Source organism: Chryseobacterium sp. HNCC26DJ238, from assembly GCF_057180465.1.
On sequence record NZ_JBXUGI010000005.1, the window covers coordinates 174,947 to 190,851 of the forward strand.

Below are 15,905 nucleotides of genomic sequence, written 5' to 3' on the forward strand. Positions count from 1 at the left end.
TTTTTCTTAACAAACAGGATTTTCCCGCATTAACCAATAAGAATTTGTTGAGTGCCAAGGATAATAATTAAATTACTGAATTTATCAATACATAAAGTCGCTGGTGACAAAATTGTTGATGAGTTATAACAAAAATAAATCATTTTAATGTCTGAAGAAAAATCTTCTTATCGACAAATTTTTAAGGCAACTTCTATTTTTGGAGGTGTTCAAGTATTTAATATTATTATATCGATCATACGGTCTAAGTTTATTGCAGTTTTAATAGGTCCTGCAGGACTTGGTATATTTGGATTACTAACCTCTACACTGAGTTTGATAACTTCATTTACCAGTTTCGGTTTGGGAACTAGCAGTATTAAAGATATTGCTTTAGCCAATGAACAGCAGGACAGACCTAAACTATTGAATGTGATCAGTGTTCTTAATAAATTGGTTTGGTATACCGGAGGGTTGGGAATGATTTTAACTTTACTGTTTTCTCCCTATCTGTCTAAATTAACTTTTGACAATTATGACTATACATGGTCTTTCGTTTTTTTATCTGTAACTTTATTTTTAGGTCAATTATCATTAGGCAAAGATGCAGTTTTACAGGGGACCCGTCAGTTGAAATGGTTGGCCTATGCCAATATGTCAAGCTCTCTAATTGCATTGTTGATTACATTTCCACTGTATTTCATATATGGTGTAAAGGGGATTGTGCCCTCAATGGTTATTATGGCAATCGTTACATTAATTGTTACCCAGTTTTTTTACACCAGACTAAAATTTGTTGTACCAAGTACAAATTTTAAAGAAACATGGGAGAAGGGAAAAGGAATGATGCGGTTAGGTTTTTTTCTAAGTCTCAGCGGAATTATTGCTACCGTTGGTTCTTATGGAGTAAGAATCTTCATTACCCGTTTCGGTGGACTTGAGCAGATGGGCTACTACAGTGCCGGTTTTGGAATTATTAATTCTTATGTAGGGATTGTTTTTGCAGCTATGGCAACAGATTACTATCCTCGGCTTTCGGGTTCCATTCATGATCACGTAAAAATGAGTTCAATTATTAACCAACAAGGTACTGTCGCGTTAATCATCCTGGGACCGCTACTTACCACATTCATAATTTTTGTCAATTTTGCCATTATCCTTTTATACAGCAGAGAATTTCTGCCAACAGAATCCATGATGCAATATGCAATGATTGGAATCTTTTTTAAAGCTGCATCATGGCTGCTTGGTTTTCTTGTACTGGCAAAAGGGGATACGAAAATTTTTTTTTGGTCTGAATTAGGATTTAATGTTTATCAGACTATATTTAATTGTTTAGGATTTTATTTTTGGGATATTGAGGGTTTAGGAATCTCTTTCATAGCAAGCTATGTTTTATATCTCATTCAGATGATCTATATCTCAAAATTTAAATACCAGTTTAGCTTTGATATTGATTTTATAAAAATTTTTATCATCCAGATTTCTGTAGCTGCAGTAGCACTTTTAATCATGAAATTAGTTCCCAATATTATCTTGGGATACAGCATCGGATGTATATTGATGATCGTGTCAGTGACCTTATCACTAAGAAAGCTGAATACGATTTTCAGCATACAGTCTCTTTTACAAAAATTTAAAATAAAAAAATAATTTTCTCTCGCAGATGTTTTTTTAAGCAATTTTGCTTTTATGAATTTTTAAATATATATATGATGTATCCCTTAGTCAGCATTCTTATTCCTTCATACAATCATTCTAATTATATAGTAGAAACTCTGAATTCAACTTTAGAGGATACCTATAAAAATAAAGAAATTGTAATTATAGATGATGGTTCAAAAGACAATTCAGCAGATGTTATTGAGCAGTGGATAATTGATAATCCTAATCAAAAGGTCAATTTTAGAAAGAGAGAGAATAAGGGATTGTGCGCCACATTCAACGAATTAGTAGAAATGGCTGAAGGGCAGTATGGAGTCATATTGGCAAGCGACGATTTACTGATCAATAATACGATTGATGAACGGGTAAAGATTCTACAAAACAGTAACAAAAAGGTTGTTGTGTCGGATGCTGTAGTGATAGATGATAAAGGAGAAAAAATTTATGACAGTATGTTATCTGACTTTCATAAAGCTGATAAATCCAAATATATAAATGATGATGAACTTATGGATCAGATTATCTTCAAATTTTCAATTTCAGGCGCCGTTGTAATGATGGATTTGAGTATTTTCAAATTGATAGGAAAATATCCCGAAGATTTAAAAGCAGAAGATTTGTACTTCTATGCAAGCGCCGCTGCCAAAAGTGAATTGTTGTTTTATGACCGTTATGTTTCAAAATACAGAATTCACGATTTTAATACATCAAAAGATAATCCTGAATTGATTAAAACTGTCTTAAAAACCTGTAAAAGATTATTTTTTAAAATACCCGGATTTAAAAGAAAATTAAAACTCTTAAGGAATATAATAGGATATCAAAGGTATATTTACAGAAATGGTCTTTAATAATAAATAAATGATTTATAATGCTTAGATTTTTTAAAATTTTAAATTACTATAGAATTTTATCAATTAATGATATTAAATGCGTTTCTAAACAATTTGAATGGCGTTCAAGAAATCAACATAATATGACTCATATTTCTAAAACTGTAAAGGATATAAATATAATAAATGTTGGTAAAGATTCTTATGGAGTTATTGATATTTTATCTTATGAGAATCCTGATGAAGGTTTAATTATTGGTAATCATGTATCAATTGCAACCAATGTATTGTTCATTTTGGGGGGGAATCATCAAATAGATTCTTTTACAACATATCCCGTTAAAGCTCAATTTTATAAAAAGTATGCAGTAGAGGATGCGCAAACTAAAGGGAAAATCATTGTAGAAGATGACGTTTGGATAGGAGCAAACGCTATAATTTTATCAGGTATTACTATAGGTGAAGGAAGTATAATATCCGCAGGAAGTGTAGTTACTAAAAATGTTAAGCCCTATTCAATTGTTGGTGGAAATCCGGCAAAATTTATAAAATTCCGTATTCCTGAAGACCTTATAGAGGCAAGAATGGAATTTGATAGGGAAAAGTTGCTATATAAAAATTTATCCTCTGAAAAATTAGATTTGCTTTATCGTCCATTAGATAAAACAGTTTTAAAAAAATTAACAGAAAATTAAATGGATTTATCAATCATTATTGTTAACTATAATACTTACAATTTAATTGTTGATTGTATAGATTCTATCTATAAAAATACTTCAAATATCAAATTTGAAATTATCGTTGTTGATAACGATTCGCCTGATAGAAGTATAGAGAATTTACCTGAAATTTTTCCCCCTGTTAAATTAATTAATAATCATATAAACAGTGGTTTTGGAGCTGCCAATAATCTTGGAGCCCAGGCTGCTGTTGGAGAATATTTATTTTTTTTAAACCCGGACACTATATTGTATAATGAGGCAATCAACATTCTTTATGATTTTATAAAAACGAATCCTGGCACAGGTGCTTGCGGCGGAAATCTTTTAACACAGGATTTTTTGCCAAATACATCGTACAGCAATTTTATGCCGGGTTTATTGCACGAGATAGACTTTTTTTTATTCAATGCTTTAAGCAAAATAATATATAAAGGTGAAAATTTTAACCATTCAGGAAAAAACAAACCTGTGGGAGGATTCATCAGCGGTGCAGACCTCATGATCAAAGCTGATGTATTTAATCACCTGAAAGGTTTCGATGAAGATTTTTTTATGTATTATGAAGAAACTGAACTAATCTATAGGATCAGAAAACTCAATCTCAAAATTTTCTCAGTGCCAAAAGCAAAAATTGTACATTATGAAGGAGGATCAGAAGGTATCAAAGAAAAAACGTTTGAAAGAATGAAAAACAGTGAACTGCTTTATTATGAAAAAACGGATCAGCAGTATATGATTTATGTAGGTTTTTATCTGAGAATTATCCGTTTTTCCCTAACTGCTTTTGTGTACTCACTAATCGGTCAAAAACAGAAGTCAGAGATTTTAAAAAATATGATTCACTATCTGAAAAAATACAAAAATTTTAAGCGTCATGAAAATTAGCATTATCGTTCCGGTATACAATGTTGAGAAATATTTAGACCGATGCTTAGAATCTATATTGAACCAAAGCTATACAGACTTTGAAGTAATATTGATTAATGACGGTTCCTCAGATTCTTCTTTGCATATCTGTGAAAAATATACTGGAAAAGATAAAAGATTTTTTCTTATAAATAAGAAAAACGAAGGCGTTAGTAAAGCCAGAAATAGAGGAATTGCTGAATCAGGTGGAGATTGTATATGTTTTGTTGATTCGGATGATCATATCGATGCCGATTATCTATTGACAATGTTTAAGGATTGGCATAAGTCAGAAAATACAGAATTGGTTTTTCAGGGAGTTAGAAGAATTTTTGAAAATGGTACAGAAAACATAACGGATATACCCGATATGACTGTACGTTTTTTTGATAAACATAAACTGTTTAACGCAGGTAAAATTTCTTTAAATGGAAATCCTGTCTCTAAGTTATTTAAGTCTTCAATTATTAAAGACAATAATTTGTTCTTTAATGAAAAATTCACTTACAATGAAGATATGATCTTCATTCTTGAATATATTCTACTTTGCAGAAATCAAATTGTTTTTTCCAGTACTGTACATTATAATTATATGATCAATATGGGATCTCTGACAAATAAATTACTACTGCCTAATGAATATTTTGAACCTTATGTTCATTATAAAAAATTATTTGTTGAGGACTATAAAATTGACTTGGATGATCAGAATTTTTCAATAATTTATGAAAACTTCAAAATCAATCTTCATATGTTTATGAATTCAGCCTTAATAAATAAAGTTAGTCCTTCTGATATATTTAAACAGGGAGATTGGTTGATTTACCGTAAGATATCTGAAAAGAGTGAACCAAGAAGAAAATTTCTGGATTTTTTTATTATCCGAAAAATTTATTTTATTCCCGGAATTTTTACCCGTCTTTTTTTTAATTCAAAATTTTAATATGAGCAGACAGCTAATAATATTTTCCTACGACTATCCGCCATCAGACGGAGGTATAGCCCGTTTATGCCAGGAAGTTGCTGATGGAATGAGCTCATTTTATGAAAATGTGACAGTTCTAACCAGAAAAAAAAATGGTTTTAGTAAACCTTATAATTATAATAACGTCAAGATCATTACATTACCTTCCAAAAGATTTTTTTGTGAATTATCTGCATTATTTTTTCTGTTAAAACTAAATGATAAAAAAAATATTGACGTTCTTTGTGGACTATGGTATCCGGAGGGTCTTTTATGTCTGCTTGCCGGTATTAAAAATTACTATGTTTTGGGGCATGGCACTGAGTTTTTATCAGGAATGTCTAAATTTAGAAAATCTATATGGCTTCCTGTTTTAGGGAAATTGGTATTGAGAAAGGCCAGGAATAATATTGCAAACTCTCATTATACAGCAGGTCTTATGCAAAAAGTATCTCCAAAATCAAAAGTATCTACTTTACCATTGGCTGTAAATCAAAATTTTTTTAAGCCCTTTCCAAATAAAAATTCTAATGGTCAATTAAATATAGTAACAGTCTCAAGAATTCTGAAATTTAAGGGATATGATTTTATAGCGGAAACAATAAGTAAGCTTCCCGAATACTACCGAAATCGTATCAATTGGAATATAGGCGGTACAGGATCATATTTAGAGGAGTTGAAAATATTGGTGAATAATCTGGGATTAAATGATAATGTTAGCTTTCACGGGTTCGTTCCTGATGATAAGTTGCCGGAATTTTACAGTGAAAATGATCTTTTTATTATGTGTACAAGATCTTCGGAGGAGGACACAAGTGTTGAAGGGTTTGGTCTTGTTTTTTTAGAAGCACAGTCTTGTGGTACTCCTGCTATCGGAACAAAATCCGGAGGTATCCCTGATGCAATAAGTCATCTGAATGGAGGCTGGTTAATTGAGCAGGATAATTTTGAGGATCTGTCTCAAATTTTAATATCGCTGGTAGATAATCCTCTAATCATCAGAAATCAGAGTATAAAAGCAAGGGAAAGAGTACTGTCTAACTGTACATGGGAGATGTATTGTGAAAAATTAAAATTTGTGATGTCATGAAATTCGGAGAACTGTTTCCCATATATTATTATGTAATATTATCTGCTTTTGTATTGTTCTATTCAATACCATTATTTTACATAAAAAAAATAAATTTATATCCGAAGATTAATCAAATTATCGGTCTTCCTTTATTAGCTTTCTTCATAACATTTTATATTGGTTTAAGAGATCCTTTCGGTTCGAGTAATTTCTATGGTGACACTTTAAACTATACAATGTTTTACATCAATTTGGCCGATAGCGAATTTGGATTTAATTTACTGATGCGATTCTGTAAAAATTTTTTACTTTTAAACGTAACAGGATTTTATTTAGTTTGTTCGTTTATTTATATAGGATTTCACTATCTGGCTCTGAGAAGGTGGTTTTCAAAAGATGTATTTTTTCCTTTTATTATCTTGATAACAACAATGTTCTTTTTTAGTTTCGGGATTAATGGGCTTCGGACTGGATTAGGCTTTTCTTTATTTTTTTATGCATTGTCATGTGAGAAAATGCTTCTAAAAATCTTGTTTATGTTCATTAGTGTAAGTATGCATTCGTCCTTACTGTTGCCTGTAATGGGCTATTTATTAGCTCAAACAAAATGGATATCTATAAAAAACTTAATAAAAATATGGTTTTTTGCAATTATAATTGCATTTCTTGTAGGCAAACAGATCATGAGCCTCGCAGAAAGTTATTTTGCTTTCATCTTTTCGGATGATGATAGAACAGGTAGTTATCTCAGTGCTGAAAATACAAGCAGTACTTTTCGAATCGATTTTATTATATATAGCGCAGTTCCAATTTTTGTTGGATACTATTTTATTTATAAGAGAAAATTTTATGATCGTTTTTATACTGTTATTTTTAAAACCTATATAATAGTAAATACATTCTGGATTTTTATTATCTATGCTAATTATACCAATAGATTTGCATGTTTATCATGGTTTTTAATTCCTTTAATACTTTCTTTTCCGTTATTTAAAGACAAGGAACTTATCAAAAATCAACCTAGATTTCTGCTTAAGATAATATATATACAATTAGCATTTACTATTTTCATGTTTTTGAAAGACTACGTCAAAGTTATCTAAACAAAATACACTTATGAAATATACTTTTACAATCTTCACTCCGACATACAATAGAGGACATCTTCTAGAAATTGTATTTTCATCATTACTGTCTCAGTCATATCAAAATTTTGAGTGGGTGATTGTCGATGACGGAAGTACTGATGATACTGATGAAATCGTTAATCACCTCAAGTTAAAGTCAAATTTCCCAATCAAGTATTTGAAACAACAAAACAAAGGAAAACACATAGCAATCAATAGAGGTGTTGAAATTGCCGAGGGAATAATGGTAGTACTACTCGACAGTGACGATAGACTTCCCTCTGATTCATTACAAATTATATTTAATAAATATCAACAAAATAAAGATAGAAATAATTTTGGTGGAGTAGCAGGAAGAAAAGCCTATTTTAATGGTCGAATTGTAGGAAGTGAGACTCCTTTTGATGAAATTTATACAAATTCTATTGATTACAGGCACAAATATAAAATCATAGGAGATATTGCAGAAGTATTTTTGACTCATGTGTTAAAAGAGTTTACATTTCCTGAGACAGCTGGTGAGAAATTTTGTCCAGAAGCTTTGGTTTGGAATAGGATAGCACAAAAATATAATTTATTGTTCTTTTCAGAAATAATTTATGAGTGCGAGTATCTTCCTGATGGTCTGACATCTAAAATCGTTAAAATCAGAATGAACTCTCCAATTGCATCAATGATGTTCTATTCCGAACTTGAGAAATGTAAAATCCAATTTATTCAAAAAATTAAAGCAAACATTAATTATTGGAGATTTTCTCTAAATGCTTCTTCCGGTTTCAAAGAGAAATTGAGGAAAATATCAAAAATTTATACTATTATTGGCCTTTTGCCAGGAATTTTGATGTATATGAATGATAAAAAAAATAATCAATAAAATGTCACAGAAAGTATTACACGTCATAAATGAATTAGGAATGGGCGGAGCAGAAATGCTCTTGATAAAAGCTCTTCCTAAATATGACAATAAGCTGATTACTGTAGATCTTTTAGTTTTGCTAGAAAGACCAAACTGCCCATATACATCAGATCTAAGAAGAAAAGGTGTGAATATTATTACGTTAGGCTCAAATGGTTTTAAAAATCCAGTATTAATATTCAAGCTTATTCCTTATCTTAGAAAATATGATATAATACACGTTCATCTTTTTCCGTCATTATATTGGGTAGCTTTAGCTAAAATGGTGAGTTTTTCATCAACTACCTTAGTTTTTACTGAACATAGTACAAACAACAGAAGGATAAATAGTTCGCTATATTCTGTTTTTGACTTTTTTATATATAAATACTATTCAAAGATTGTTACAATTTCCAAGGATGTAGATATAGCAATTAAAAAACATTTAGGTTTCAAAGATTCCAGATTTCATATGATTGAAAATGGGGTTGATTTACAGGAAATCTATGATGGAGTTGCTTATAATAAAGAAGATTACTTTAATTTTAAAGACTGTAAGATTATATTGCAGGTTTCAAGTTTTAAAGATCCAAAAGATCAGGATACCCTAATAAAATCATTAAAACTGCTTCCCGAGAATTTCTGTCTGATTTTAGTGGGTGAGGGTATAAGAAAAGATGAATGTGAGTTATTAGTGAACAGCTTAGAATTAAAGCATAGGGTATTATTTTTAGGAAACAGGAATGATATACCGAAATTATTGAAAACAGCTGATATTGTTGTCTTATCTTCACGTTATGAAGGACTTTCTTTGGCAAGTATAGAAGGTATGGCATCGGGAAAACCCTTTGTAGCATCTGATGCGCCGGGGCTTAGTGATATAATTGAAGGTGCAGGTATATTATTTCCAATTGGAAATGAAAAAAAATTAGCTGAAATAATTCAATCTTTAGACTCTGACAGTGAGCTGTACAGAAGTACAGTAGAAAATTGCTTAATCAGAGCTAAGAAATTTGATATCAATCGAATGATTGATCAACATATAGATTTATACAAAGAATTAAATTGATAAAAATGGATTCCAAAATTTTAGATCTTAATGATCAAACGAAATATATCTTCAAAGAATGTTTTGACAATAATGAGTCACCCAAAAACATTGAAGTAATAGACTGGCAGTTTTTTAAAAATAAAAACAAAAATTTTGTTGATATTGAATTTGATGAGGTCAACAAAAAAGCTGCTGCGATTTACGCAACTTTTGGGGTTAAGTTTAAAATTAACAGTAAAATTTATTTAGGCTCACAGTCTTTAGATACCATAACGGATATTGATTACCGCGGAAAAGGTCTTTTTATTAAGTTAGCGAAAGATGTTTATAAAAATGCAACAAGTGATCATGTAGCTCTGGTATATGGTTTCCCAAACGGAAATTCTATTCATGGTTTTAAGAATAAATTGGGATGGGAAGTCTTGGATCCTGTACCATTTTTAATTAAGCCGTTGAGGTCGGGCTATTTTACTCAAAAAATCCCATTTTTAAAATTTTTGCCTAACATTAATATTCCTTTTTTTACATACAAGAAAAATAAAAAATTCCGTATTGAAGATAGTTTTTCATTTCCAGAAGCTGTAAATGATCTATGGCAGGAGTTTTCAAAAGATATTAAAGTAACAGTTCAGCGTGATAAGCAGTATTTAGATTGGCGATATCTCGAAAAACCTTTTGAGGATTACAAAATTTTGCATTGCTATGATGATAAACAAGTTTATGTAGGTTTTATTGTATACTCAATAAAAGAAAAGCATGGAGGAAAGATTGCGTACATTATGGAATTAATATACAATTTAAGTATTCCGGAATCTGGACAAGAATTATTAAAGTGCGCGATCAGTAAAATAAAAAAATCTCAAGCAGATTGTATCTTAAGCTGGTGTTTTCAGCATTCTCCAAATTTTGGATCATTTAAAAATGAGTTATTTTTAAATATGCCAGAAAAATTTCGACCTATTGAACTGCATTTTGGTGCGAATAGCTTTATCGATGATTTAAAAGATACGATAAATGATAGAAAAAACTGGTATATAAGTTACTCAGATTCAGATACTGTTTAAAATTTTTAAAATTTTTGTGATGGGTAATGGTAAATTTGTTATATCTCTAGATTTTGAACTGCATTGGGGAGGGGTTGAACTGTGGGATTTAGAGAAAAAGAAGAAATATTTTGAAACTACAAGAGTAGGTATTCCTAAAATAATCAATTTATTCGAAAAATATTCAATTCATTGTACATGGGCTACCGTTGGGTTTTTATTTGCCAAGAATCTGCAGGATTTGAGAGATAATATACCTAACGAAAAACCAACCTACTTAAATGAAAATTTATATTATTATTCATTGATAGAGAAAAATAAAATAGGGACAGATGAAATTGATGATCCTTTTCATTTTGGTTTTTCCCTTATCCGGAAAATTCTGAATTCCAAAAATCAAGAATTGGCATCTCATACTTTCTGTCATTATTACTGTACCGAAAAGGGACAAAATGTTACGCAATTTAATGCTGATATAAAAGCTGCCCAAAACATATCGGAAAATAATTTTCAAACAGAATTGAAATCACTTGTGTTCCCAAGAAATCAATTTAATAGAGATTATTTGGAAGTTGCCAGACTTCAGGGGATTAAAGTATTCAGATCCAATCCAAATGTGTGGTTCTGGAAATATAGTTTTGGTAAACTTACTTCTTTGTTCAGAGCTTGCGATACTTTATTTTCTATCAGTAAAACACTGACATTTAAGGAGTCTGAAATAGTATCTATAGGTGATATTGTAGAACTTCCGGCTTCGAGATTTTTCAGACCTTACGTTTCAAAAGAAAAAATAATAAGAAAAATAAGAATACGAAGAATTTTGAATGAAATGACTTTTGCAGCTAAAAATAATAGAATTTATCACCTTTGGTGGCATCCTCATAATTTTGGTGATGCATTATCCGAAAATCTTGAAGATTTAGAAATCATTTTATTACACTATCAAAAGTTGAATGGTCAATACGGCTTTGAATCAAAAGCAATGAAAGATTTCTTAAAAAAATAGTAATGCAAAAAATTATACGTACCTCGACGATATCATTATCATTAGATATTTTGCTGAAAGGTCAATTGGCTTTTTTAAGACAGTACTATAAAGTGATTGCGGTTTCAGGGGAAGATAGCCATTTAGTAACTGTAGCTAGAAGAGAAGGGGTTTACACCGCTGATGTAAAAATGGAAAGGAATATTTCTCCCATCAAGGATTTTATTTCACTCGTTAAATTATACCTGCTTTTTAAAAAGGAAAAACCACTTATTGTTCATTCTATTACTCCAAAAGCAGGATTACTTTCTATGACAGCCGGTAAACTTGCAGGTGTACCAATTCGTATGCATACCTTTACCGGCTTGATTTTTCCGACTCGTACAGGTTTTATTCAAAAGCTTCTAATTAATATGGACCGATTGCTATGCTGGGCAGCAACCAATGTATATCCGGAAGGAAACGGTGTGAAGAATGATTTGGAAAAATTCAAAATAACATCAAAGACGTTAAAAGTTCTGGCACAAGGGAACGTTAACGGTATTGATTCAGAATATTTTAATGTAAAAAATATTTCTCATGAGCAAAGAGTAGTATTAAAGAATGATTTAAATATTAAAGACATTGATTTTGTATTTATATTTGTAGGACGTTTAGTCGGAGATAAGGGAATTAATGAATTAGTATCCGCATTTAAAAACCTTCCTTTGGACAGAAATAATTCAAATAACATAAAATTGCTGTTAGTGGGAGCTTCAGAAGAGGAATTAGATCCTCTTTTACCCCAAACAAGTTATGAAATTACACATAATCCAAATATTATCAGTGTTGGATTTCAGAAAGATGTTCGCCCATATTTAGCGATTTCTGACGCATTGGTTTTTCCAAGTTACAGAGAGGGTTTCCCCAATGTTGTCATTCAGGCTGGAGCAATGGAACTGCCAAGTATTGTTTCTGATATCAATGGATGTAATGAAATTATAATAAATGGTGAAAATGGAGTGATTATTCCTGTGAAAAATTCAGAGGCTGTTAAAAACAGTATGATTCATTTTATTCAGGATAAAGAGTATTATAAAAAAATTAAAAATAACAGTAGAAATTTAATTATAGAACGATACGAGCAATCAGTTGTATGGAATGCTTTATTAGATGAATATAATTTATTATCAAACGCTAAGAAAAATGTTGTATAAAAATTATATAAAAAGATGTTTTGATTTTGTTTTCTCATTTTTTGGATTGTTGATCTTGAGTCCGGTTTTTATAGCTGTAACAGTCGGTTTATATTTTGCAAATGACGGTAAACCTTTTTTTCTTCAGTCCCGGCCAGGATTAATGGGAAAAATTTTTAATATCATCAAGTTTAGAACAATGAATGATAAAAAAGATTCGAAAGGAAACCTTCTTTCTGACGCTGAAAGACTGACTTCGATCGGTGCTTTTATACGTAAGACATCTTTGGATGAATTACCACAGTTAATCAATGTTTTTAAAGGTGATATGTCATTGATTGGTCCAAGACCGTTATTGCCTCATTATCTACCCTTATACAGTCAAAATCAGAAACGCCGTCATAATGTCCGACCTGGAATTACGGGTTGGGCACAGATTAATGGAAGAAATGCTATTTCGTGGACAAAAAAGTTTGAATTGGACGTTTGGTATGTAGATAATGTTTCATTTGTCACAGATATGAAAATATTCTTCACTACATTTAAAAAAGTTTTTAAAAGAGAAGGTGTTTCACAGGAAGGACAAGCTACAACGGAAGCTTATAATGGAAGTAATTAGCAATAAATAATTATTTTAGAATGTACTTATACGGAGCAAGCGGCCATGGAAAAGTAATTGCAGAAATTGCGGAGGAGAATAACATCAGAATAGATGCCTTTCTTGACAGCGATATATCCAAAAAAAACCTTTTAGGTTATAATGTCATTCATGAAATTCCGGAGATGGATATTGATGTAATTATCTCAATTGGTAATAATGTAATACGGAAGAATATTGTTTTAAAATATAAAAATTTTACTTTTAAAAAATTACTTCATCCCAAAACTGTTATTTCCAGAAGAACTGAAATTGAAGAAGGCACTGTTATAATGGCTGGTGTAACTGTAAATTCCGAAGTCAAAATAGGTAAGCATTGCATTATTAATACCAATGCATCTATAGATCATGACTGTACTCTGGAAGATTTTACGCATATTTCACCCAATGTTTCATTAGCAGGAGATGTATTTGTAGGATCAGGTTCACATATTGGTATAGGTGCAACGGTAATTCAGGGAATTACAATCGGAAAATGGTGTACTGTAGGTGCAGGTTCAGTAATTATAAAAGATATTCCTGACGGCGCAACAGTTGTTGGAAATCCGGGAAAAATAATAAAAATACTTTAGATATATTAAAATGAATTCAAAAATATGGCTATCCTCGCCTCATATGGGCGGAAACGAACTGAAATATGTACATGAAGCTTTTGAAGCAAATTGGGTGGCGCCTTTAGGTCCGAATGTTGACGGTTTTGAAAAAGATATAGAAGATTTTTTAAATAGTGATGTAAAAGTAGCTGTTCTTTCTGCCGGTACAGCAGCATTGCATTTAGCGTTAATTGAATGTGGAGTAAAATATGGTGATGAGGTAGTTTGTCAGACCATGACATTTTCAGCTTCTGCAAATCCAATCGCCTACTGTGGGGCAATTCCAATTTTTATTGATTCAGAAAAAGATACGTGGAACATGTGCCCTACAGCATTAGAACAGGCAATTGAGGATAGAATTGCAAAGAATAAAAAACCTAAAGCAATCATTGTTGTGCATTTGTATGGAATGCCTGCAAAAATGGATGAAATTATTTTAATTGCCGAAAAGTATCAGATTCCTGTTGTTGAAGATGCTGCAGAAGCATTAGGTTCAAATTATAAAGGCAGAGCATGTGGAACTTTTGGACGTTTTGGTGTTTTATCATTCAATGGAAATAAGATTATTACCACTTCCGGAGGGGGGGCTCTTGTATGTCATACACAGGTCGATAAGGATAAAGTTGTGTTTTTATCTACGCAGGCCAGAGATAATGCTCCTCACTACCAGCATTCCCAAATAGGATATAACTACAGAATGAGTAACATTGTGGCTGGAATAGGGCGTGGTCAGATGGAAGTCTTATGTGATAGGGTTGATGCACGTAGAAAAATGCATGATTTTTATCTAGATACGTTTGAAGACATTGCAGGCGTTGAAGTCTTTACAGAGATAAATGATGATTTCTATTCAAATCACTGGTTGTCTGCAATTATAATTGATGAAGCAAAAACAGGTAAAAACCGTGAAGATTTGAGACTGGCTTTTTTAAAGGCTAATATAGAATCAAGACCATTGTGGAAGCCGATGCATTTACAGCCTGTATTTGCTAATGCTCCTTATTACGGCACCGATATTGCCGAAAAACTGTTCAATGATGGATTGTGTTTACCTTCAGGATCTAATCTTTCTGATGAAGACCGGAGTAGAATTAAGAAAGTGATATTGGAGATCTTTAATAAGGTATAATGAGTTTGAATAAATTTAGTGTTTAAGCAACTGCTTGCTTTTCAAAAAGTAAGCAGTTGTTTATTCTGTCGACAGAGATGAATCGTCATGATATAGAATTGATAATCAACATCTTTTTTTATCTTTGCAAACTAATTCAGCACAAGTGAAGAAATATCCATGGTGGAAAGCTTTGATGGACTACGGATTAAGCTTCGTAGCGATTATTGTTTTGCTTCCTGTATTTTTAATTTTAGTGATAGTTGCTTCAGTCGATACAGGCTTTCCAGGGATTTTTATGCAGAAAAGAATTGGCAGAAGAGGCAGCGTCTTCGTCATTTATAAATTCAGAAGTTATCATCCCACAAATAAAGTCAAATCAAATATTGGTGTCTGGATGAGGAAAACGAAACTCGACGAAATGCCGCAACTTTTTAATATTCTTAAAGGAGATATGTCCTGGGTAGGGCCAAGACCGGATATTTCCGGATACTACGACAAACTGAAGGGTAAAGATAGGCTTATATTAGATTTAAAACCTGGATTAACAAGCGAAGCAAGTATTAAATTCAGGAATGAAGAGGAAATTTTAAATCTGCAAAACGACCCACTTAAGTATAATGACGAAATACTATTTCCGGAAAAAGTAGAAATGAATCTTAAATATTATCATAAACTTTCATTTAAAAACGATATGAAAATTTTGATGAGAACTCTTCTCACTTTCGGTGAAAAATAATATCATTAATTACGGAAACAGGTAAAAGATGTTTTATGCTTATGTTTTAACGGAAACTAAATTAAGATATTCAGTTATCAAAAACGGCAGTTAGATTATTGCTGTCTCTTCCGGATTAGCAATCAAAATCCCAGCTAGAAATCAGGATAAAAAATATTTTCTCTGATAAATGACATTAGTGATTACCGTACGATGTCAATATAAAAAATCTTATCAAAAATGGACTTGAGAATTTAATTTCAATGTTGAAAACCTATTGAATTTAGTTATGAAATTGCATCTGACAATCATAATATAACCTGAGTTCGGGACAAATAATTTTTAAATAATTGATTTTCAAAACAATGTTGTTTTATCGCAAAGAAAAACAAGAAATACTACTTTTTGAAA

At 31.3% G+C, this 15,905-nt stretch carries 16 protein-coding genes; all 16 read left to right on the top strand.

From position 1 onward, the window contains the following. Positions 1-147 precede the first annotated feature (147 nt). The 16 genes from AC2A07_RS06560 (at position 148) to AC2A07_RS06635 (ending at position 15,515) form a co-directional block, all read left to right on the top strand. A complete protein-coding gene (locus AC2A07_RS06560; RefSeq protein ID WP_484049757.1) occupies positions 148-1,632 on the top strand; it encodes an O-antigen translocase in 1,485 nt (494 codons plus the stop codon). 59 nt (positions 1,633-1,691) lie between these two features. After that, positions 1,692-2,495: a glycosyltransferase gene (locus AC2A07_RS06565; RefSeq protein ID WP_484049758.1), complete on the top strand. Its 804-nt coding sequence runs from the start codon at positions 1,692-1,694 to the stop codon at positions 2,493-2,495. 20 nt (positions 2,496-2,515) lie between these two features. Beyond that, a complete protein-coding gene (locus AC2A07_RS06570) occupies positions 2,516-3,172 on the top strand; it encodes a CatB-related O-acetyltransferase (protein WP_484049759.1) in 657 nt (218 codons plus the stop codon). Further along, positions 3,173-4,084, top strand: coding sequence for a glycosyltransferase family 2 protein (locus AC2A07_RS06575; RefSeq protein WP_484049760.1), 912 nt, complete (start codon positions 3,173-3,175; stop codon positions 4,082-4,084). After that, positions 4,074-5,048 (top strand): glycosyltransferase family 2 protein, encoded by a 975-nt coding sequence (locus AC2A07_RS06580; protein ID WP_484049761.1) that lies wholly within the window; start codon positions 4,074-4,076, stop codon positions 5,046-5,048. The genes AC2A07_RS06575 and AC2A07_RS06580 overlap by 11 nt, the downstream gene beginning before the upstream one ends. 1 nt (position 5,049) lies before the next feature. Beyond that, positions 5,050-6,159 (top strand): glycosyltransferase family 4 protein, encoded by a 1,110-nt coding sequence (locus tag AC2A07_RS06585; RefSeq protein WP_484049762.1) that lies wholly within the window; start codon positions 5,050-5,052, stop codon positions 6,157-6,159. Further along, on the top strand, positions 6,156-7,244 hold the full coding sequence (locus AC2A07_RS06590; protein ID WP_484049763.1) for an EpsG family protein: 1,089 nt from the start codon (positions 6,156-6,158) through the stop codon (positions 7,242-7,244). Before AC2A07_RS06585 ends, AC2A07_RS06590 begins: the two co-directional genes overlap by 4 nt. Positions 7,245-7,257: 13 nt before the next feature. Beyond that, positions 7,258-8,142 (top strand): glycosyltransferase family A protein, encoded by an 885-nt coding sequence (locus tag AC2A07_RS06595; RefSeq protein WP_484049764.1) that lies wholly within the window; start codon positions 7,258-7,260, stop codon positions 8,140-8,142. A 1-nt stretch (position 8,143) separates the two neighbouring features. Further along, the gene (locus AC2A07_RS06600) at positions 8,144-9,232 is read left to right on the top strand and encodes a glycosyltransferase (RefSeq protein ID WP_484049765.1); all 1,089 of its coding nucleotides are present in this window, start codon (positions 8,144-8,146) and stop codon (positions 9,230-9,232) included. 5 nt (positions 9,233-9,237) lie between these two features. Beyond that, on the top strand, positions 9,238-10,278 hold the full coding sequence (locus AC2A07_RS06605) for a GNAT family N-acetyltransferase (protein ID WP_484049766.1): 1,041 nt from the start codon (positions 9,238-9,240) through the stop codon (positions 10,276-10,278). A gap of 19 nt (positions 10,279-10,297) precedes the next feature. Further along, positions 10,298-11,263 carry a polysaccharide deacetylase family protein gene (locus AC2A07_RS06610; RefSeq protein WP_484049767.1) on the top strand — a complete coding sequence of 322 codons (966 nt, stop codon included), beginning with the start codon at positions 10,298-10,300 and terminating at the stop codon, positions 11,261-11,263. Positions 11,264-11,265: 2 nt separating this feature from the next. Continuing rightward, the gene (locus AC2A07_RS06615; protein WP_484049768.1) at positions 11,266-12,438 is read left to right on the top strand and encodes a glycosyltransferase family 4 protein; all 1,173 of its coding nucleotides are present in this window, start codon (positions 11,266-11,268) and stop codon (positions 12,436-12,438) included. Then, a complete protein-coding gene (locus AC2A07_RS06620; RefSeq protein ID WP_484049829.1) occupies positions 12,431-13,036 on the top strand; it encodes a sugar transferase in 606 nt (201 codons plus the stop codon). The genes AC2A07_RS06615 and AC2A07_RS06620 overlap by 8 nt, the downstream gene beginning before the upstream one ends. Positions 13,037-13,056: 20 nt before the next feature. Then, the gene (locus AC2A07_RS06625; protein WP_484049769.1) at positions 13,057-13,647 is read left to right on the top strand and encodes an acetyltransferase; all 591 of its coding nucleotides are present in this window, start codon (positions 13,057-13,059) and stop codon (positions 13,645-13,647) included. Positions 13,648-13,657: 10 nt separating this feature from the next. Next, the gene (locus AC2A07_RS06630; protein WP_484049770.1) at positions 13,658-14,797 is read left to right on the top strand and encodes an aminotransferase class I/II-fold pyridoxal phosphate-dependent enzyme; all 1,140 of its coding nucleotides are present in this window, start codon (positions 13,658-13,660) and stop codon (positions 14,795-14,797) included. A gap of 145 nt (positions 14,798-14,942) precedes the next feature. Then, positions 14,943-15,515: a sugar transferase gene (locus AC2A07_RS06635; protein WP_484049771.1), complete on the top strand. Its 573-nt coding sequence runs from the start codon at positions 14,943-14,945 to the stop codon at positions 15,513-15,515. The last annotated feature ends 390 nt before the right edge of the window (positions 15,516-15,905 follow it).